Source organism: Metallumcola ferriviriculae, from assembly GCF_035573695.1.
GTDB lineage: Bacteria > Bacillota > JADQBR01 > JADQBR01 > JADQBR01 > Metallumcola > Metallumcola ferriviriculae.
Genome location: NZ_CP121694.1, coordinates 266,236 through 286,492 on the forward strand (window position 1 = coordinate 266,236; position 20,257 = coordinate 286,492).

Here is a 20,257-nt window from a genome sequence, read left to right on the forward strand (position 1 = left end):
GGTACAATTTGCCTAAATTTGCCGACAATAGCACTACCGCAAACTTCTTCAATCAAGACCTAGAATAGTATTAGTATTATTGTAGGTGATAAAAGCCAGCTCTGCCAATGAAATGTGCTTTATTTCAGCAATTTTTTCCGCAATATAGCATACGTATCCAGGCTCATTACGTTTCCCACGCTTGGGTTCAGGTGCCAGATAAGGACAGTCCGTCTCCACTAATAGCCGGTTCACCGGCACCATCTTAGCTATCTCTTGAGGCCTATGAGCATTTTTAAACGTCACCGGGCCAGCCAAAGATATATAAAAACCCAATTCCAAACATTGCTTTGCCATCTGCCAACTACCAGAAAAACAGTGTAATATGCCTCCCACCTGGTCAGCGCCCTCTTTTTTTAACATATCAATAGTATCCTGGTGGGCATCCCGGTCATGAACAATAATGGGCATCTTTAGCTCCTTGGCCAAGTTAATCTGTTGAGAGAACACTTGCTGTTGGACATTTTTAGGTGATAGATTGCGATAATAATCTAACCCCATTTCGCCGAGGGCCAAGACCTTTTCCCTCTTAGCTAAGTCCCTCAATTGAGCCAACGTTTCCTGGGTTACAGAATCTGCATCATGCGGATGTATTCCTACAGCCGCATAAATGTTATCATACTTTTCGGCCAGCTGTACCGAAGTCCTGCTTGCCTCAAGATCGTAGCCCACATTAAGTATTCGAGTAACACCATTTTCCTTGGCACGTGAAATAACTTCCTCTAAATCGGACTGAAACCGTTTATCCCCTAGATGTGCGTGACTATCAAAAAGCATCTATTTCACCTTACTCCCCACTGGGACATCCTCACTTACAGTGAGCAGCGATAACTCATCATCCTGAGAGGCTGCAAGGACCATGCCCTGAGATGTAATCCCTCTAAGTTTAGCCGGCTTTAGATTTGCCACCACCACTATTTTTCGGCCTATAAGCTGTTCCGGTTGATAATGTTTTGCCACACCGGCCACCAAGGTTCGCTCTTCGTCACCTAAGGAAACTCTTAACTTTAGCAGCTTGTCCGTTTTCTCAACTTTTTCAGCAGCTAATACTTCGGCTACCCTTAATTCAACATTGGCGAAATCACTAATATCAATCATTTTTTTCTCCTCTTGGTTTTCCTTCTTCTGCGGCTTTTTCTCTTTTAGTGGGGGGGCAGGTTTGTCTTTATCCTTACCCATCTCCTCTTCGTTTACCTGAATGCGCGGAAAGATCGGCTCCCCACGGTCAACCTTGGTCCCGCTGGGAAATAACCCCCATTGTTTACTGCTTTCCCATGCCTGCAGTTCCTCCGTGCCTTGCACACCCAACTGCTGCCATATCTTATCAAGCAGATTCGGCATGAATGGGCTGCATAACACCGTCACTATCCTTATCGCTTCCACAAGATTATACATCACCGAAGCCAATCTATCGGCTTTGGCTTCATCTTTGGCCAAACTCCAAGGTGCCGTGTTTTCAATGTATTTATTCGCTTTGTTTACCAGTTCCCAAATAACCGCAAGAGAATTAGCCAGTTCCATCTTTTCTATCAGTGCCTCTACTCTTGCTGGCAGTACAGCGGCCAGTTCAATTAATTCTTGGTCTTCTGGTAGTTGGGTGCCGGGCTTAGGAACTAACCCTCCGCAAAACTTATCCACCATGGCCGTGGTGCGACTAAGCAAGTTTCCTAAATCATTAGCTAAATCCATATTAATTCGATGGATAAGCGCATCTTCCGAATAGCTGCCATCATTGCCATAAGGCATTTCTCTAAGAAGAAAATAACGCACCGCATCTACTCCGTACTTTTCAATTAACACTAGTGGGTCCACTACATTGCCTTTGGATTTTGACATCTTGCCACCCGAGAGCAACAACCAGCCATGTCCGAATACCTGTTTAGGCAAAGGAATACCTGCAGCCAATAAGATAATAGGCCAAATAATAGTATGGAATCGCACTATGTCCTTACCGACTAAGTGTATATCCGCCGGCCAATAATTATTAAACTTGTTGGGTTTGTCCAAATAGCCGATTGCGGAGATATAGTTAGTCAATGCATCAAACCAGACATAAATTACATGGTTGGAATCAATTGGTACTGGGATACCCCAATCAAAAGTGGTACGAGACACACAAAGGTCTTCCAAACCCTGATTAATAAAGCTTACCATTTCATTTCGGCGGGACACCGGTTGAATAAATCCCGGGTGTTGATCAATGTATGCTAACAGTTGATCAGCATATTTACTCATCCGGAAGAAGTAACTCTCTTCTTTCAGCAATTCCACCTCTCGCCCACAATCAGGGCATTTCCCCTCTTCTAACTGTCGATCCATCCAGAAAGTTTCGCAAGGGGTGCAATACCATCCTTCATATTCAGATTTATAAATGTCACCCCTTTGGTAAATTGCTTTAAATATATGCTGGACTACTTTGATGTGTCTTTCCTCAGAGGTACGAATAAAGTCATCATTAGTTATCAGCAGTTTATCCCATAGATGCTTAAAGTTAGCGACTATACCATCTACATATTGAATAGGTGTCATTCCCTCGCTTTTCGCCTTACGCTCAATCTTTTGGCCGTGTTCATCCGACCCCGTGAGGAACATGACGTCGTAACCGCGCATCCGTTTATACCTAGCCATTGTATCGGCCGCCACAGTGGTGTACGCATGACCAATGTGCAAATTATCACTAGGATAATAAATTGGTGTGGTGATATAATAACTCTTCTTACTCACAATAATACCCCCTTAAAATGAACAAAAGCATTTCATGCCTTTCGGCACTTAAAGGTAATGCTTTTGTTCTTACCCAGGGAACCCCTGGTTCCCTAGGTCGCTTCGCTGTGACCCTCCTGCATTTAACATAAGGGGGCAAGCCCCCTTAACAACCCCCATGTATAGGAAATTATCCACAACCCATAATTTCCTATACATATAATAAAACTCCCATCCCTTTAGGGACGAGAGGTTCGCGGTACCACCCTAATTCACCCATTAAACTTTGGGTCTCATGAAAGCTTGGCTTCCTACCTTAACGCGGTAGAACGGTTCTACCTACTAGACGTGACGCCTTTCAGTGAACAACTCCGGGGCCATTTTTAGCAATCCATTGGTACGGGCTCACACCAACCCCGCTCGCTGATAACCTAGGCTTTGCCTACTCTTCCCCATCAATGCCTTTAATTTTCTATAGCTGTTTCTTTTACTGCTTTGTATTATAAATTTCCCCTTCCTTCATGTCAAGTTTTCCCTAATTTTCAAACTCTTACTCAATTTATAATTTTTTACAATTTGTCTGTTGACTTTAACTGGAACAACTGGTATCATTTACTTGTAATAACGTGTCGAATATTGTAGATAAGAGAGGTGAAACCCATGATCAAATCAACAGGCATAGTAAGAAAAGTGGACGAGCTGGGTAGAGTGGTTATTCCCATTGAACTGCGCCGTACATTGGGTATAGAGGAAAAAGATGCCCTAGAAATTTATGTTGATGCCGAAAAGATTATTCTTCGGAAATATGAGCCAGCCTGTGTTTTTTGTGGCAATGCCGAAGATGTAGAAATCTTCAAGGGCAAGAATGTCTGCCGCAACTGCGCCGCTTCTATGGCAAATAAAGCTGGTTAAAAGCTTTTGTAGCATTAGCATTATATTTTGTTAAGGTTGGCTTCTTCAGCCAACCTTTTTTGTTCTTCCTATCTTAGCTTTGAGCTGGAGGGCTCATAACAATTTTATTCATTATTCCTTATCATTTTGTTGATGATACTGGGCATATACCTCCCTCTTAGGCAAACCTCTCTCCCGGGCGGTTTCTTTTATGGCATTATTAGTAGTATACCCCCTATTAATAAGGAGTTTTATTTGTTCATCAGTGGTTATATTCTCCCACCATGCTGTTTCCCTTTTATCCGCCGCTGCTAAATTTCCGCCAATAATCAGGCAAAATTCCCCTTTTATGTCCCGTTTTGCCAATATGTCCTCTAACTCGCCCAGTGTCCCTCGCAGTATCTCCTCGAATTTTTTCGTCAATTCCCGGGCAATAACGGCCCTTCGTTCAGCCCCTAAATATTCCACACATAATGCTAGTGTCTTTATGATTCGATGTGGTGCCTCGTAGATAATAATAGTCCGGTCCTCATCCAGTAAGGCCTGTAAACGTTTCTTGACCTCTTCCTTTTTTCTTGGGAGAAATCCTTCAAATACAAACCTATCTGTAGGCAGTCCCGATACTACTAAGGCTGCCAGTGACGCACTGGGCCCAGGTATAGGAGCAACGCGCAGCCCATTTGCTACTGCCTCAGCAACTATTACAAATCCAGGGTCAGAGATAGCTGGCATGCCTGCATCCGAAACCAACGCTACATCCTGCCCGGCCCGCAGTTTCTCCAGCAGTTGTTGGGATCGCTCCCGGGCGTTGTGTTGGTGATAACTTATTAGTTGAGTGTTGATTTCAAAATGATTTAGCAGTTTTTTGGTATGTCTGGTGTCTTCCGCTGCAATTATTGCTGCATCTTTTAATGTTTCCAGCGCCCTAAATGAAATATCCCCCAAGTTACCAATCGGGGTGCCCACCAAATAAAGGGTTCCCTCGGGCACATTAATCACCACCATAAAATATTTCTACCATTTCAGCAGTATATTGACCATCGTCGTTATATACTATTAATGGCTTTTCTACTACCAATCTTTTATTTACCTGTTTCTCACCTTCTAATAGCAAAAGCTCAGCCGGTTTCTCCAGCTGAGAATGAACAAAACGCAATCGCACCGGCCGCAGCCGATTATTAACAAATTCTGAAATGAGTTCCGATAATCTCTCCTGTTTATACACCAGTGCAACCCGTCCGGCGGGTTTTACTAACCGCGCCGCCGCACGAACCACCTGAGGTAATGCACAGCTTATTTCTTCAGTTGCAATGCTTCTTTGCATAGAAGGGCTGCGGCCACCAGTGCCAACAATTCTATATGGTGGATTACTAACAACTATATCAAAGTGCCCTAAACCCCATTTTTCCTCAATTGCGGTGAGGTCTCCCTGTTCAATAAACACCTGGGAGGAAAGATTATTTAATCGGACATTCTTCTTGGCCAGGTCGGCCATTTCCGCTTGAATTTCCACCCCGTAGACTTTTGTTTCAGGAACCCTTGCCGTCAATAGCAAGGGGACAGCCCCAACGCCACAGCCAAGATCTGCCACTAAATCTCCGGGTTCCGGTGCTGCAAATGCAGATAAAAGCACCGCGTCCAGTCCCATACGGTATCCTTTTCGCGGCTGCCACAGCTTGCGCTTTTTTAAAATTAGATCATCGAGAGTCAAATCACTCTTACCCATGACTCTGTCCGCCATCTCCTGCCCTTTTAAGAAAGCTCAAACAAAATAAACAGTCTTCGCCGGCACTTCGGTAGCTGCCAAAGTGTGCCGGGCAAACATGAAAACTTTCTTCATAAAGGCGCACCAAATTATCAAAGCCCTCGCCGGTGTCTTTACGCTGGTAGAGCTTACGACGCAAGCTTTCATTCTGTTCTTCCATGGCATAAACCTGCATTTTAAGATTTTGCACATCATCTAACAACTCTTTTAATTTTTCTTCCGCTGCCAATAGTTGTTCTGTTAGTTTCATTTATACCGCCCCCTAATCCGGAGCATTTACTTCTTCTTTTCTTTTTTTACATCTTCTAAGGTGTACTCCATGATTTCACTACCGTCTTCCAACTGTACCAAAACCGTTTCCTTGAGAACATTTGTATTAATTACCCTTCCTTTTCCTTCAGGAGTAGATACGGTGTCTCCTTGGTCAGGGAAAAGATGACGCGCCTTTTTGTAAGTGTCCGCTTCATATTTCAGACAGCACATCAACCGACCGCAAATCCCGGATATTTTATTGGGGTTAAGGGATAAATTCTGATCTTTAGCCATACGAATAGATACCGGGTCAAAGTCACCCAAAAAGGCCTTGCAGCATAGCACTCGCCCACATGAGCCAATACCGCCAATTAGCTTAGCCTCATCCCGAACCCCAATTTGCCTCAATTCAATACGGGTACGAAAAACAGACGCCAAGTCCCTTACCAATTCACGAAAATCCACCCTGCCATCCGCGGTAAAATAAAAAATAATCTTGCTTACATCAAATGTATACTCTACATCCACCAGCTTCATCGGTAAGCCATGTTTCTCAATCTTTTGCAAACAAATATTAAATGCCTCTGTCTCTTTTTCTAGGTTTTCCCCCACTTTGTTCTGGTCTTCAATAGTAGCCATACGCACTACTCTTTTAAGAGGGCTGACTATTTCATCTTCACTCACCTGTTTTGGTGCCACCACTACCTCACCGAATTCCACACCTCTGGAGGTTTCCACTATTACATTATCACCCAGGTTAGGGGTGGTCTCACCCGGATCAAAGTAATATATTTTACCCGCATTTTTAAAGCGAACTCCCACCACATTTATCACAAAGAGTTCCTCCTCGTCACTTAGTCTTTATCTAGGCGTTTGCAAAACGCCGCAACCCTTGCAAATTCTATCTTTTTTCTTGCTTAGTTATATAGAACTCCTCACTTGTCTTGTGTAAAATATAGTTAACAGGCAATATCTACATTCAACAAGAAAGGAGATCTATTCTGTGAAATTTAAACAATTATCCCTATCTGATATTTATGACGGTTGTCTTGATTTCGTTGATAAGGATAAACCTCGGTTTCTAGCGCTTCTTGAAGAGCATATTCAACTTTCAGAGTATATTTCGCTGAGTTTCTATCAGGCTTTTTACAAGCACTTTGGTCGCAAACGAAAATTTAAGCTTGAGTCTTTTCTTTATGCACTCATCATTCAGAGAATCTTTTCTATTCCTACAGATGCGCTTCTGATTATTTTTTTGAATTTTTCCAAGGAAATCCGTGAATTCTGTGGTTTTTCTAAAGTACCTGATGCATCAAAATTTACACGATTTAAGCAAGATTTTTCTAAACATCTTCAAACACTTTTTGATAACCTTGTTGATCAAACTGAACCTATTTGTGAGCAAATTAACTCAGAACTTGCTTCATATCTCGTCTTTGATACCTCTGGCGTTGAAGCTTACGTTACTGAGAATAATCCTAAGTTTATCAATCGCTTAATCAAGCAGCTTAAGTCTCAATACAAAGGCAACTCTTCTGTTGACCCATACAAAATGGCATACGGCATTATGCCTTCCTGCGCATCATCAAATCCAAATGTCAAACAGCTTTACATCAATGGCCATTTTTGCTATGTCTATAAATTTGGTATGCTCACAAATGGCCTTGGTATAGTCAGAAATATTTCCTTTTTTGATGAAGACTTTATAAATGCACACCCTGAAATCCCAATAGAGAAAAAGTCTGATTCCCCTGATGAAGATAAATCCTTATCCGATTCTAAAGCACTTAAACCTGTTCTGCGCGACTTTTTTAAAACACATACTCATTTTAAACCCAGCACGTTTATTGGCGATGCTGCTTTTGATACAAACGATTCCTATAACTTTTTATTGAAGGATTGTCACTTTTTAAAAACAGTCATTCCTCTGAACGAACGAGGTTCTAAGAACCTCCCTGAACCCGGGTTCAACGAATCTGGACAACCTCTGTGTCCGTTAGATTCTTCTTTACCCATGAAATATGAAGGTAAAGCGCCCTTAAGGAGTGGCGTTGTTAGAGATAAATGGGTTTGCCCAAAAATGAAGTGGAAAGGTTCTAAACGCATTACTTTATGTGAACATCCTTGCTCCGACTCTCCTTCTGGTAGAATGTTTTATACCTATCCTGAAAAAGACTTAAGACTTTATCCTGGCATTATTAGAGACACCCCTGAATGGATTGATATCTACAAAAATCGTTGCGTTATTGAGCAAACCATTCAACACTTTAAATCCAATTTTGGCGTCGCCAACAGAAAAACTACAAATGCTTTAACCATTAAGGCTGACTTACTCCTTGCAGGAATTACTCAACTGCTTACCGTTATTCTTGCAGACAAACTCCATAAACACGAACTCATCAGAAGCCTTAAACCTCTTTTGGCTTAGCAAATCCTTTATACTTGCTCTTTCAACCCGCAAAATACTTGCGGTTATTTGTGCCGAATTTTTTCTGTCCAACCTCTGCTTAAAATTTTCTGTCCTCTTTATTAAACTTTCTGATTAGCTGCCTACGTTAAATTTTGAATTTCGCAATTACCTATAGTCTTTATCTATAAACCTTTGACCATTTTAGCAACATGTCCTGCATGGTTAATTTTTTATTTGCATTAACGCTTAGTGCCCATTGAGCTTCTAAGATAATATCAATAATTCCTCGCATATCTCCGTCCGGAGTAGTATCTTGCTTTATCTGTTCCATTCTATCCATATTAATTATTAGGTTATCCGTTCCCGCTTCACGCCATACCAATAGGTCTCGATACCACAATATCAAAACCTGTATTATCTCCCAGGCAAATTCGCCCGACCACTCCTCTGCCACCGTCATTAGTTCAGCCTGGTGCATAGAGTCAACCCGCTTAACCTTGTCCAATACCTTGCCCCGAAGCTCAAACAATTTTCCCTCTAAAAGCTGCCGTGCCCTTTCTACGCCCTCTCCGCCAATTTGCATCGCCAGTTTTACCTCTGACATACTATAACCAGTCTCTTCAATCAACAGTTTATACGTATCTTCCAAGGAGGCCGTTTGAAAAGAAACCTTTTGGCAACGTGATAGAATTGTTGTCTTTATGGCGGAAATATTCTTCACAATCAAAATAAATACCGTTTGGGCTGGTGGTTCCTCTAAAATCTTTAGAATACTGTTTGCCGCCTCGCCAGTCATCTTTTCAGCTTGTCGGATTATAATTACTTGGCACCCGTTTTCAACCTGACGGAGTGATAATTCCCGTTTTAGCTCTTTAAACTGATGCAGTTTAATCGAAGCACCATCAGGTTCGATATAATAAATGTTTGGGTGATTATTGTGATGTATTTTTCTACATGATACGCATTGCCCACACGCTGTTCCGTCATGATCAGGATTTAAGCAATTAACTGTAGCCGCAAAGGCCCTGGCCACTGACTCCCGGCCGGACCCTTCAGCCCCTTGAAAAATATATGCATGGGCCATTCTCCCAGCCGTTATCGCCTTTTTAAGCTTATTCCACACATCTATATGAGTATCTATCGGTTCAAATATTGACATACTGCTTCACTTCCAAAACAATTTTGATAGCACCACTACCGGGTACCTCCACGTTATCCTGCGCCACCGCCACTGCTAACTTCATGGTTGAAACCTCCCAATACCTTAGCAACTTCCGCCCAGACTTTATTAAAAACTTGTTCCGGTGCATTGGTAGCATCAATTAAGCGAAAACGATGGGGATGTTGTTCTTTCAGCCATAAATATCCCTGACGTACTTCCCGATGAAATTTTATGGCCTCTTTTTCCATTCGGTCCGGTCGCCCTGTACCCTTAGCCCTCACTAATCCTTGTTCTGCCGGAATATCCAGCAGTAGTGTTAGCTGGGGCACAGTCCCCTCAGTTGCCTGTAAGTTAACTGAACTAATAAAATCCAAGTCTAATCCCCGCCCAAATCCTTGATAGGCAATGCTAGAATCCACAAACCGGTCGCATAATACTACCTTTCCAGCTTTAATTGCCGGGCCAATGACCTGGAAAACATGCTGTGCCCTGGAAGCAGCGTATAACAGTACCTCAGCACGGTCGGACACATCTTTCTGGCCGGGATCCAACAGAATCTCCCGTATTGATTCTCCCAAGTCAGTCCCCCCAGGTTCTCTAGTAACAACCACATCCCGGCCCATTTCCCTTAGCTTAGCCGCCGTCTTTGTTATTTGGGTAGTTTTACCCCCACCATCAGGTCCTTCAAAAGAAATAAATATGCCTTTCATCAGCACTCCTTAACCTCACTTATAATGGCGATTTTATTTAAATCACAGTCATGTATACCTTGAAAATGTGCCCCCAACCTTTTTAAAGTTACTATCCGTTCCAGCACCTCTTGGGTGATGCGCTCACCAGGCCACAGCAAAGGTATCCCCGGTGGATAAGGGACCACTGCTTCCGCGGTGATTTCCCCCACAGTCTCCTTCAGTGCTGCCATCCTGCTGCTGGCGAAAGCCGCTTGTCTGGGATTAAGCACCACATCCCAATCAGAAAAAGCCGCCGTTTGACCAATTAAAGGTACATTGAATGAAGCATCCCTTGCGCTATTTATTCCTATCCGGTTTGCTACGCGGCGTAATCTCTGACTAATAAATGCTATGGTGGTTTCGTCCTCTGCCGGATTTATAATCAAAACCACATGCCGCCAACCACACATTTCCGCTTCCAATTTTTCCTCTCGCAACATTCGGGCCAAAGTGAAACCATCAATTTTATTGCCGGCACGAAACACAACCCGGGTTTTATCCAATTCGCCCATGCCCTTATTCCTGACATATTCATCTTCCAACAGCTGAAATTCCTTTAAATTCGAAATATCCCGCCTCAAAATCTCCGCCAAAGTTACAGCCCGTGCCCAATCCTCACAACCATCCTTAGCTAAATATCCTTGAACCCCGTCTAAAGACGCCAATAATACATAAGAAGGACTGGTGGTTTGCAGTATATCTAGAAACATCCTTAGTCTTTCTGCTATCGGTTGCTTGACATGGGCCATAGCGGTCTGAGTCATTGTTGGTAAAGTCTTATGGCTTCCATGAATGACAATATCCGCTCCCATAGCAACTGCCGAGGGCGGAAGCAAGCCATTGAAAATAAAGTGACTGCCGTGTGCCTCGTCCACTAGTACTGACATCCCTTTCCCATGCAGCATTTTTACCTGCTGTTCCATTGGCGGTGCTACTCCCTCGTAGCTAGGGTTAAGCAACAAAACTGGTGTTGGCTTGTCCAATACTTCATATTGAGCTGTGGGTACGCCCAGAGGAAAACCCCATTCCTCATCCATCACAGGACTTAGATAGCGTGGCTTAAAATTCCCCATCACCATTCCTGCATAAGCACTACGATGGGCATTTCTGGGTAAAACAAACTCCTTTCCGGGTGAGCCCAGAGCCAGCATCCCAGCTTGAATTCCACTGGTAGCACCCTGTACCAAATAAAAAGTACGGTCAGCGCCGAATAACACAGCTGCCTGTTGTTGACTTGCAGCTATTGCCTGCTGGGGATTGTGTAGATCGTCCAATCCAGGAAGTTCCGTTAAATCTATTGCCAACAAATCTTTTGTTAATTCTTTTATTATCGGCCAAACATATCGACCCTGTTTATGCCCAGGTGTATGGAGTGGATACATATCCTTGCTCAAATATTGCGCCAATGCCTGCAGCAGCGGTGTATTATTCGTTTCTGCCATAACACCACCCCTTTTTCTCCATTTCTGGCCGATTATACTTTAATCCATTGATTGTAATTTTAACATAAGTTATGAAAAACTGCTAGAAACTAGCATCGTTACGGCTACATAGTAAGTACGCATACCGCAAAAAATAAGCTTGAGGTGATAAATTGGTGCAAACCCGAGTACCACCCTATGTGGACCAAAAAAAGCTATCAAAGAAATATCGCTTGGAAATAGCACCCGTTATTAGGGCCTGGAAAAATGGGCGTTCAGACCAAGAAATCAGCAGCGCTATGGGGGTGGACCTTTGGAAATTGAATCAACTGCGAAACGACCTCCAGAAAGCGCACACCCGTTATCGTCTTCAGGCTAAAAAGCACTAAAGGCAAGAACAAAAGGATTTCATGCCTTCGGCCTCAAAAGGTAATGCTTTTGCACCCAAGGGCATTAAGATCGACTAGGCAACCCCTGGGTGCTACGCACCCGGCCGACTCACCGACTCGGCGGCGCTCGTACCTTGGCGTCACTTATCCGTGACGCCACTCGCCCTAGGTCGCTTCACTATTGCAAAACTCTTAGCAACTTGTTGCTGTAGAGTTTTGGCATGCCCCTTGCGGGTAGACCCTCCTAAAATCGAGTAGCTAGAAAACAGGATAATTAGTCCTGTTTTCTTTGCTCTCACAGAACCGGACTTACGTTTGCCGTATCCGGCTCCTGAAATTTCTCACCGAATTAATAATGATTCGACAACAACCCAACTTCGTATTGGTGCATATCGATAAGACCTAGATTCTCAAAGTATTGATTTGGCAGTATCTGATGTATGATGTGAACATTAGAATTTTTCCATTTTGTCACAGCCATTTTTAATCCATTTCCTTTGATACCTAGCTTTCTCATCTCTTTATCCATTGCCTTGCAGGTTTTCCATTGCTTCATTTTCACCATTCTTAATCTTCTGCGTAGCCAACCCATAAAGTTTCGTGTAAATTCCTTAATGTTCGCTACTCGATAGTAATTCATCCATCCTCTTAACACTGGATTTAGCTCTTTGATTATGTTTTCAAGCTTTCTCCCTGAATTTCTCCTTGTAATTCTTCTCACTTTATCTTTGAAGCGTTTTATCCTTTTCGGATTGACTCCAAGTGTTTTCCTCCGAATTACAAATCCTAAAAATTCAACACCTTCATGCACGCTTGTAAGTTTGGTTTTCTCTTTGTTTATCTTTAGCTTCAGTTCTTCTTCTAAGACTTTTGTGGCATAGGCTCTATAGTCACCTGCTGTTTTCTTATCTTTTGCAAAGATAAGAATATCGTCAGCGTAACGTACTATCCTTATGCCCTTTTTCATCATCTTTTGGTCAAACTGATTGAGGTAGATATTACTAAGTAATGGTGAACAGACGCCGCCTTGCGGGCTTCCGACTTCTGTCTTTGAGAAGTTATCACTGTGCATTACGCCTGATTTTAGAAAGTTTCTAATCAGGTCTAATACTTGCCCGTCACTTATTTGTTCTGATACTGCTTTTATCATGATTTCATGGTCAAGGGTATCAAAACATTTACTTAGGTCCATATCTACCACATGCTCTAAACCATACTTATTCATAAAGCGTTCTGCTTTGGCTACTGCTTGGTGTTGTGAATGATTAGGTCGATATCCATAGCTTGATGGATGAAATGTTTTATCAAAGATTGGCTCTATAATATTTACAATGGCCTGCTGCACCACCCTGTCCTTTACGGTAGGAATGCCTAGTAATCTTACGCCACCTTCTGGCTTCTCGATTTCTACTCTCCTAACTGGACTGGGTTCGAAGCTTTTGGTTTTCAGTCTTTCATGAAGAAACTCAATATTTAGCTCTAGTTTAGCCGCAAAATCAGAAACGGTTTCCCCATCTATCCCAGGGGCTCCTTTGTTTCTCTTTACGTGCTTAAAGGCTAGTTCTAAATTTTCTTTTCGATATATTTTATCGATAAGGCTGTACCATTTCTTCATGACTTTCCTCCATTGTTGCTGTATCTTTCAGCATCTTTTGTTTGAGCTATATGTTCTTCATTAGGGTTACTTGACGTCTCTAGCTCTATGGCAATCTTATCTTCGTTCCCCTAATTATTCATATCCGTGTGGTCGAGGTAGTTCGCAAGTTTTCTTATGCCAACTATTCGTACCTTCTAGCGTTTCAGCTTTCTTTTAACTCCTTCACTCTTACAAAAGACCTTTCGGATACACTTTGAAATCTCTTCTGCCCTTCGCATCTGTCATAGGCTTTTGACCTAAAACAGTCACATCAACTTTGTGATGTGTCACTTAAGTTTTCTCCTCCTTGCGATTACTCGCTTTCATTGGCTTAAGTTTAATCACTACTACGGCTTCATCTGCATACTGCACCCTAATTTCACTTCTTGCTTTCGCTTGAAGTAAAGCCTACAGCTACGAGTACAGTACTTCCAAGGTTAAGTTGCTCTGCCTGTCGTTAAAACGACCATCATAACACATGTAGCTAAGCTAATTTTTGGGACGTTCCCACTTAATGGAGGGTTATCCGCTACATATGCCAACGTTGGTTCACTGACGTTCCGTTCCAACCACCGCCATCAGCTTCCTTCAGACCCTTTCGTCGCCGAAAACGCCCTTGCTTACAGCTTGTCTTCCCTTTAGCTAGGTGACAGGTTTTCTTTCAAACCATTGGCTCGGCAACATGCCTCGCAAACATTAACATAAGGGGGCACACCCCCTTAATAACCCCCATGTATAGGAAATTATCCACAACCCATAATTTCCTATACATAAATAAAGGCCTGGATTTACCAGACCCCCAAAATTTCATGCCCAAATCTTCTTTATGCTGTTTATTACATCATTATAATATTGGTCACCACTATGCATGCCTATTATTATAGTTTCGCAGCTACTGCAAATAAAGCGCCTCTTTATAAAAATACCATCCTTAAATCCATAAATTGGCGTCTCGCCACAAACTATACAATGGGGCAATACTTGTGCCATTTACATCACCAGCCTCTTTTTACATAATACTATTATAAGCATTGCCACCGAAAAACGTTCATATACCTACAGTAATTAAATCTACCCCAATTATTTGGCCTTCTGAGTTCCTTGATGGTCCACATAGTATTCTCCTGGCAATAACAATTTAGACACCGGTACAATTTCAAAATCTTGTGCCTTCAACGTTTTAATAATAGGCTCCAACGCTTCTGCTGTGTGTTTCCCGTTGTTGTGAAAAAGCACAATGGAGCCAGGTTCAACTCTTTTAATGACTCTATCATAGATTTCTTCTGCACTTAGGTCTTTCCAATCTAGGGAATCTACATCCCACTGAATCACATCGTAACCTAGCGAATTGCTGATTTCAATCAACCTGCTATTATAATCACCAAAGGGCGGCCTAAATACTGTGGGTTGAAACCCCGTTATCTCCGCAATCATTTCATGATTATCTTTAAGTTCCTTTTTAATATCCTCCTCACTTAGTTTAGAAAAATGTGGATGTGTGGTGGAATGTAACCCGATCTCATGCCCTTGCTTTACTATTTCTTTAGCAACGTCAGGATAATCCTTAAGCCAAATGTTTACCAGAAAAAAAGTCGTCTTGATATTATACTCATCTAGCTTGGCTAAAATATCATCAGTATATTCGGCACCCCAGCATGCATCAAAAGAAATGGCTACCTTCTTTTCAGTAATACCCACCTTATATATCGGTCTAAGTTCATTGGAACCAGTAGCGGCTATGAAACCTGAAAAATCGGTAAAAAATATAGTGAATAGTAGCATTACACAAGCAAACAACAATACTCCCGCCAGCTTGCCCTTTCTTCCCCCTAAAATAAATATCATCTAAATTCCCTCCTAGCCCTTAACCCTTAACAAATTTTATTCCTTAGCTTTGACTGTTATTACACCCAAATGGGTTGAGTACAAAGGAACAGGTGTGTTAAGATTGTTTCGTAATTTAAGGAGCGGTGCAAATGAAATTAGAAAATAAAGGTGTTTTCAGCGTTGTTGGTGCGGCCATTCTTTGGGGCATGCAGGGGGTGCTGAGTAAATCCGTTTTCGCCACTACAATGAGCCCGTTTTCATTAGCCACTTATAAAGTTGGTTTTGCTTTTTTGGGGCTGATGCTTGGGATTTTAATATTTAGGCCAAGTTATTTTAAGATAAAACTTAAACACTTACCCTTGTTAATTGCTTACGGTATTACGGGCGTTGGATTATTTAATCTCTTTTTACTTCTATCTGTAAAACTTAATACCGTATCTACTGCAATTACCTTAATATATACGGCTCCGGCTTTTGTTTCGATTTTTTCGGCCCTATTCCTGGGTGAGCACTTCTCAACAGCAAAACTTTTTGCGCTCATTTCCACATTATCGGGGTGCTTCTTGGTGGTAAAGGGCTATGCTATAGATTGGTCTGCGCTTGATTGGTCAGGACTTGGCGCTGGTTTAGCCGCCGGGTTTACCTACTCCTTATATAGTGTCTTGGGAAAAAAATGCGTTCACTTTTACAGTCACTGGACTGTTATGTTATACGGGTTAGGATGTGGCACAGCCTTACTGGCAATAATTGCACCACCTGGTGACTTTGGTCTATACCCAGGCATTATTTGGTTAAACATTTTATTCCTGGCCTTAGGTACCACTTTGCTGGCAAACATTCTCTATGTGTTGGGACTAACTTTATTAGAGGCCAGCAAGGCGAGCATGATAGCAACATTAGAACCGGTAGTAGCTGTACTTTTAGCTATGCTCATTCTCAAAGAAACCTTGGTTTGGCCCCAAGTGGTCGGCTTTCTAATGGTTATGTTCGCGGTTTTTCTATTAACACTAAAAAAACCAGATAAATCCCTGCTATCCGCAAAGAAAAATAAAACCGAGGGGGTTTAAAAATACCACCACGGTTTTGCAATATTAATAGTCGTCTTTAAGCTATTTTTACAACTGCCGTAAAGAACCCGACTGGCAAATCAGCTAACTTGCACCCGCCGTTAGACTGTGGCATGGCGGGCCCATGCCCATAATGTAAAGCGGAGACAATTGTCATTGTCTCCGCTTAAAAATTAAATTTGTGGCAACGGCCTACTCTCCCGGGGCAAAAGCCCGAGTACCATCGGCGCTGGAGGACTTAACTTCCGTGTTCGGAATGGGAACGGGTGTGTCCCCTCCGCTATGGTCACCACAAACTTGTAAACTTGTATAAAAAGTTCTCTCAAAACAGCACAGTAAAGGAAGGATCCAAACCTAAGGATGTGAATGTGAGGTCAAACCCTCGACCTATTAGTACCAGTCAGCTAAAGATATCACTATCTGTACACTCCTGGCCTATCAACCTGATCATCTTTCAGGGGTCTTACTGGATTAACTCCATGGGAAACCTCATCTTGAGGGGGGCTTCGTGCTTAGATGCTTTCAGCGCTTATCCCTGCCAGACTTAGCTACCCAGCTATGCCGTTGGCACGACAACTGGTACACCATCGGTCTGTCCATCCCGGTCCTCTCGTACTAGGGACAGCTCCTCTCAAGTTTCCTGCGCCTGCGACGGATAGGGACCGAACTGTCTCACGACGTTCTGAACCCAGCTCGCGTACCGCTTTAATGGGCGAACAGCCCAACCCTTGGGACCTACTTCAGCCCCAGGATGCGATGAGCCGACATCGAGGTGCCAAACCTCCCCGTCGATATGGACTCTTGGGGGAGATAAGCCTGTTATCCCCGGGGTAGCTTTTATCCGTTGAGCGACGGCCCTTCCACTCGGTACCGCCGGATCACTAAGCCCGACTTTCGTCCCTGCTCGAGATGTCTCTCTCGCAGTCAAGCTCGTTTCTGCCTTTACACTCTTCGAATGATTTCCAACCATTCTGAACGAACCTTTGGGCGCCTCCGTTACTCTTTGGGAGGCGACCGCCCCAGTCAAACTGCCCACCTGACACTGTCCCCACACCAGTTTATGGTGCCAGGTTAGAATTCCAACACATCAAGGGTGGTATCCCACCAGCGACTCCAGATACACTGGCGCATATCCTTCTAAGTCTCCCACCTATCCTGTACATCATGTGCCAAAACCCAATATCAGGTTACAGTAAAGCTCCACGGGGTCTTTCCGTCCTGTCGCAGGTAACCGGCATCTTTACCGGTACTACAATTTCACCGAGTCCCTCGTTGAGACAGCGTCCAGATCGTTACGCCTTTCGTGCGGGTCGGAACTTACCCGACAAGGAATTTCGCTACCTTAGGACCGTTATAGTTACGGCCGCCGTTTACCGGGGCTTCAGCTCAGTGCTTCGCCCAAGGGCTAACACGTCCCCTTAACCTTCCGGCACCGGGCAGGCGTCAGCATCTATACTTCAGCTTTCGCTTTAGCAGACACCTGTGTTTTTGCTAAACAGTCGCCTGGACCATTTCTCTGCGACCTCTTCGTGCTTAGAAAGTTAATTCGTCACACTACTGAGGTACCCCTTATCCCGAAGTTACGGGGTCATTTTGCCGAGTTCCTTAACGAGGGTTCTCTCGCGCGCCTTAGGATCCTCACCCCGCCTACCTGTGTCGGTTTACGGTACGGGCACCTGTTGTCCTCGTTAGTGGCTTTTCTTGACAGTGTGGGCTCGGCAAGTTCGCTACTTGAATTTCGCTCCCCATCACCTCTCAGGCTTCTCGATGTGCGGATTTGCCTACACATCACCCTACGGGCTTGGACGCACACAACCAACGGTGCGCTTTACTTACCCTACTGTGTCACCACTTCCTCAAACGGCCACCAGGTGGCATCGGAATCTCAACCGATTGTCCATCGCCTACGCCTTTAGGCCTCGGCTTAGGTCCCGGCTTACCCTGGGCGGACGAACCTTCCCCAGGAAACCTTAGGCTTTCGGCGAAGAGGATTCTCACCTCTTTTATCGCTACTCATGCCAGCATTCTCACTTCTGTACGCTCCACTGCTCCTTACGGTACAGCTTCGCTGCATACAGAACGCTCCCCTACCCCCAATCGAAGTGCGAAGTTCGAATTTCGATGTGCGATTTACTTCCACGTTTGTATAAGTTTATACAACTGCCTTCCGACATGGTCGTAAGCTTCATTAAGTTCTTCATATGCTCCTTTTTCTAGATACTCTAAATCTCTGAGCATTTCTAGCAATACTTGAATCTCATTGCAAGAACCTAATGCGTTTCTTAAAAAGTGCTTGAACTCTTTATTTGAGTCCTTACGTCCATATCCTTCTGCTATATTTAACGGTATGGATATGGCTGCTCTTCTTAATTGACTTCCTAACTCATACAGTTCGTGTCTTGGTAAAAGGCTTAGGCTTAATTTGTTTACCGTAATACTTAATTGGTAAGCTTTCTGATATACCTTGAGGTCTCGAAAGCTTTTTATCAATTTCCTAAACCTCCATTCTCACACCTCGAACTTCCAACTTCACACCTCGACTGAGCCGAAGCTTCGGTGACGGACTTTAGCCCCGTTACATTTTCGGCGCAGAGCCACTTGACCAGTGAGCTATTACGCACTCTTTAAATGGTGGCTGCTTCTAAGCCAACATCCTGGTTGTCTCTGCAATTCTACATCCTTCTCCACTTAGTCCGTACTTTGGGACCTTAGCTGTCGGTCTGGGCTGTTTCCCTCTCGACTATGAACCTTATCACCCATAGTCTGACTCCCTGGCATCAATTTGTGGCATTCGGAGTTTGAAAAGGTTCGGTAACCTGGTAGGGCCCCTAGCCTTTTCAGTGCTCTACCTCCACAAATCTAACCAGAGGCTAGCCCTAAAGCTATTTCGGGGAGAACCAGCTATCTCCGGGTTCGATTGGCATTTCACCCCTACCCACAGGTCATCCACCAACTTTTCAACGTTGGTTGGTTCGGGCCTCCACGAAACATTACTTCCGCTTCACCCTGCCCATGGGTAGATCACCCGGTTTCGGGTCTACGTCAATAGACTAATTCGCCCTATTCAGACTCGCTTTCGCTTCGGCTCCGTACCTTATGGTACTTAACCTCGCCTATTAACGTAACTCGCTGGCCCGTTCTACAAAAAGTACGCCATCACACTTTTAACGTGCTCTGACTGCTTGTAAGCATACGGTTTCAGGTTCTATTTCACTCCCCTCCCGGGGTGCTTTTCACCTTTCCCTCACGGTACTCTTCTCTATCGGTCGCTAAGGAGTATTTAGCCTTGGGGGGTGGTCCCCCCGGATTCCCACGAGGTTTCACGTGTCTCGTGGTACTTGGGATGCTCTCTCACATTCAAAAACTTTCGCCTACAGGACTATTACCTCCTATGGTGGGCCTTTCCAGACCTCTTCGGCTAGTTCTTTCCTGCTAAATGAGAGTCCCGCAACCCCCGTTGGGATGTGAGAAGTGGGATGTTGGAGGTGCGATTATTCTGCAGTCCTTTTTGACCCTTTTAGGGCCTTCTCTTTTGGGCCTTTTGACCCCAAAGATCTGCAAAAGCTCTCACTTCTCGCTTCTCACCTCTCACCTCCCAACGGGTTTAGGCTGTTTCCCGTTCGCTCGCCGCTACTAGGAAAATCGAGTTTTCTTTCTCTTCCTCGGGGTACTTAGATGTTTCAGTTCCCCCGGTTCGCCCCGCTATGCCTATATATTCAGCATAGGGTGACAGAGGTTTGCTCTGCCGGGTTTCCCCATTCGGACATCTCCGGATCTACACTCGCTTGCAGCTCCCCGGAGCTTTTCGCAGCTTACCACGTCCTTCTTCGCCTCTTAGCGCCTAGGCATCCACCGTATGCCCTTCGTAGCTTGACCTTCTTACTTTACTTCTTCGCCTTAGGTTTTTGGATCCTAAAACAACTCAATTCTTACTCAATGAATTGTTTCTTTTCCTTTACTGTGC

The 20,257-nt window shown here is 43.9% G+C and carries 16 protein-coding genes, 2 rRNA genes and 1 other annotated feature; of the genes, 4 read left to right on the top strand and 14 right to left on the bottom strand.

Annotation, left to right across the window (positions count from 1 at the left end; genetic code table 11):
• Positions 1 to 48 precede the first annotated feature (48 nt).
• Positions 49 to 816 carry a TatD family hydrolase gene (locus tag MFMK1_RS01400; RefSeq protein ID WP_366923400.1) on the bottom strand — a complete coding sequence of 256 codons (768 nt, stop codon included), beginning with the start codon at positions 814 to 816 and terminating at the stop codon, positions 49 to 51.
• Positions 817 to 2,763 (bottom strand): methionine--tRNA ligase, encoded by a 1,947-nt coding sequence (metG, locus tag MFMK1_RS01405; protein WP_366923401.1) that lies wholly within the window; start codon positions 2,761 to 2,763, stop codon positions 817 to 819.
• Between the two features lie 217 nt (positions 2,764 to 2,980).
• Positions 2,981 to 3,210, bottom strand: a binding site (T-box leader).
• A gap of 192 nt (positions 3,211 to 3,402) precedes the next feature.
• On the opposite strand from metG, the gene MFMK1_RS01410 reads away from it, so the two are divergent.
• On the top strand, positions 3,403 to 3,654 hold the full coding sequence (locus MFMK1_RS01410; protein WP_366923402.1) for an AbrB/MazE/SpoVT family DNA-binding domain-containing protein: 252 nt from the start codon (positions 3,403 to 3,405) through the stop codon (positions 3,652 to 3,654).
• 111 nt (positions 3,655 to 3,765) lie between these two features.
• Here the strand turns inward: MFMK1_RS01410 and rsmI are convergent, their stop codons facing one another.
• From rsmI to MFMK1_RS01430, 4 genes are read right to left on the bottom strand one after another with little or no spacing between them, the layout of a single operon-like run.
• Positions 3,766 to 4,623 (bottom strand): 16S rRNA (cytidine(1402)-2'-O)-methyltransferase, encoded by an 858-nt coding sequence (gene rsmI / locus MFMK1_RS01415; protein ID WP_366923403.1) that lies wholly within the window; start codon positions 4,621 to 4,623, stop codon positions 3,766 to 3,768.
• Between the two features lies 1 nt (position 4,624).
• A complete protein-coding gene (locus MFMK1_RS01420) occupies positions 4,625 to 5,374 on the bottom strand; it encodes a tRNA1(Val) (adenine(37)-N6)-methyltransferase (RefSeq protein WP_366923404.1) in 750 nt (249 codons plus the stop codon).
• Positions 5,352 to 5,648 carry an initiation-control protein YabA gene (locus MFMK1_RS01425; RefSeq protein WP_366923405.1) on the bottom strand — a complete coding sequence of 99 codons (297 nt, stop codon included), beginning with the start codon at positions 5,646 to 5,648 and terminating at the stop codon, positions 5,352 to 5,354. Before MFMK1_RS01425 ends, MFMK1_RS01420 begins: the two co-directional genes overlap by 23 nt.
• Positions 5,649 to 5,674: 26 nt before the next feature.
• Entirely contained in the window at positions 5,675 to 6,484 is an 810-nt protein-coding gene (locus MFMK1_RS01430; protein ID WP_366923406.1) for a PSP1 domain-containing protein, read from the bottom strand.
• Positions 6,485 to 6,644: 160 nt separating this feature from the next.
• On the opposite strand from MFMK1_RS01430, the gene MFMK1_RS01435 reads away from it, so the two are divergent.
• A complete protein-coding gene (locus tag MFMK1_RS01435; protein ID WP_428846297.1) occupies positions 6,645 to 8,078 on the top strand; it encodes a transposase in 1,434 nt (477 codons plus the stop codon).
• A 160-nt stretch (positions 8,079 to 8,238) separates the two neighbouring features.
• Here MFMK1_RS01435 and holB read toward each other — a convergent pair whose 3' ends face one another.
• The 3 genes from holB to MFMK1_RS01450 are packed head-to-tail and all read right to left on the bottom strand — an operon-like array spanning position 8,239 to position 11,395.
• Positions 8,239 to 9,219 carry a DNA polymerase III subunit delta' gene (gene holB, locus MFMK1_RS01440; protein WP_366923407.1) on the bottom strand — a complete coding sequence of 327 codons (981 nt, stop codon included), beginning with the start codon at positions 9,217 to 9,219 and terminating at the stop codon, positions 8,239 to 8,241.
• Positions 9,220 to 9,272: 53 nt separating this feature from the next.
• A complete protein-coding gene (gene tmk / locus MFMK1_RS01445; RefSeq protein WP_366923408.1) occupies positions 9,273 to 9,932 on the bottom strand; it encodes a dTMP kinase in 660 nt (219 codons plus the stop codon).
• Entirely contained in the window at positions 9,932 to 11,395 is a 1,464-nt protein-coding gene (locus MFMK1_RS01450; protein ID WP_366923409.1) for an aminotransferase class I/II-fold pyridoxal phosphate-dependent enzyme, read from the bottom strand. Before MFMK1_RS01450 ends, tmk begins: the two co-directional genes overlap by 1 nt.
• A gap of 152 nt (positions 11,396 to 11,547) precedes the next feature.
• Between MFMK1_RS01450 and MFMK1_RS01455 the strand changes: the two genes are divergently transcribed.
• Positions 11,548 to 11,763: a hypothetical protein gene (locus MFMK1_RS01455; protein ID WP_366923410.1), complete on the top strand. Its 216-nt coding sequence runs from the start codon at positions 11,548 to 11,550 to the stop codon at positions 11,761 to 11,763.
• A gap of 349 nt (positions 11,764 to 12,112) precedes the next feature.
• Here the strand turns inward: MFMK1_RS01455 and ltrA are convergent, their stop codons facing one another.
• The 3 genes from ltrA to MFMK1_RS01470 form a co-directional block, all read right to left on the bottom strand.
• Positions 12,113 to 13,378, bottom strand: a complete 1,266-nt coding sequence (ltrA, locus tag MFMK1_RS01460) for a group II intron reverse transcriptase/maturase (protein WP_366922498.1) — start codon at positions 13,376 to 13,378, stop codon at positions 12,113 to 12,115.
• An 828-nt stretch (positions 13,379 to 14,206) separates the two neighbouring features.
• A complete protein-coding gene (locus MFMK1_RS01465; RefSeq protein ID WP_366923411.1) occupies positions 14,207 to 14,389 on the bottom strand; it encodes a sigma factor G inhibitor Gin in 183 nt (60 codons plus the stop codon).
• A gap of 90 nt (positions 14,390 to 14,479) precedes the next feature.
• Complete coding sequence (locus MFMK1_RS01470) at positions 14,480 to 15,244, bottom strand: polysaccharide deacetylase family protein (RefSeq protein ID WP_366923412.1); 765 nt, start codon at positions 15,242 to 15,244, stop codon at positions 14,480 to 14,482.
• 131 nt (positions 15,245 to 15,375) lie between these two features.
• Here MFMK1_RS01470 and MFMK1_RS01475 point away from each other — a divergent pair, with 131 nt between their 5' ends.
• The gene (locus MFMK1_RS01475; RefSeq protein ID WP_366923413.1) at positions 15,376 to 16,293 is read left to right on the top strand and encodes a DMT family transporter; all 918 of its coding nucleotides are present in this window, start codon (positions 15,376 to 15,378) and stop codon (positions 16,291 to 16,293) included.
• Positions 16,294 to 16,472: 179 nt separating this feature from the next.
• Here the strand turns inward: MFMK1_RS01475 and rrf are convergent.
• Positions 16,473 to 16,587, bottom strand: a 5S ribosomal RNA gene (gene rrf / locus MFMK1_RS01480).
• 76 nt (positions 16,588 to 16,663) lie between these two features.
• Positions 16,664 to 20,169 (bottom strand): 23S ribosomal RNA (locus MFMK1_RS01485).
• Positions 20,170 to 20,257: the final 88 nt, after the last annotated feature.

Coding starts and splice junctions, on each gene's coding strand:
- holB (WP_366923407.1), bottom strand. CDS start 9,219: ATGTCAATATTTGAACCGATAGATACTCATATAGATGTGTGGAATAAG.
- MFMK1_RS01465 (WP_366923411.1), bottom strand. CDS start 14,389: ATGGCACAAGTATTGCCCCATTGTATAGTTTGTGGCGAGACGCCAATT.
- MFMK1_RS01420 (WP_366923404.1), bottom strand. CDS start 5,374: ATGGCGGACAGAGTCATGGGTAAGAGTGATTTGACTCTCGATGATCTA.
- MFMK1_RS01425 (WP_366923405.1), bottom strand. CDS start 5,648: ATGAAACTAACAGAACAACTATTGGCAGCGGAAGAAAAATTAAAAGAG.
- ltrA (WP_366922498.1), bottom strand. CDS start 13,378: ATGAAGAAATGGTACAGCCTTATCGATAAAATATATCGAAAAGAAAAT.
- MFMK1_RS01470 (WP_366923412.1), bottom strand. CDS start 15,244: ATGATATTTATTTTAGGGGGAAGAAAGGGCAAGCTGGCGGGAGTATTG.
- MFMK1_RS01475 (WP_366923413.1), top strand. CDS start 15,376: ATGAAATTAGAAAATAAAGGTGTTTTCAGCGTTGTTGGTGCGGCCATT.
- tmk (WP_366923408.1), bottom strand. CDS start 9,932: ATGAAAGGCATATTTATTTCTTTTGAAGGACCTGATGGTGGGGGTAAA.
- MFMK1_RS01410 (WP_366923402.1), top strand. CDS start 3,403: ATGATCAAATCAACAGGCATAGTAAGAAAAGTGGACGAGCTGGGTAGA.
- MFMK1_RS01400 (WP_366923400.1), bottom strand. CDS start 816: ATGCTTTTTGATAGTCACGCACATCTAGGGGATAAACGGTTTCAGTCC.
- MFMK1_RS01450 (WP_366923409.1), bottom strand. CDS start 11,395: ATGGCAGAAACGAATAATACACCGCTGCTGCAGGCATTGGCGCAATAT.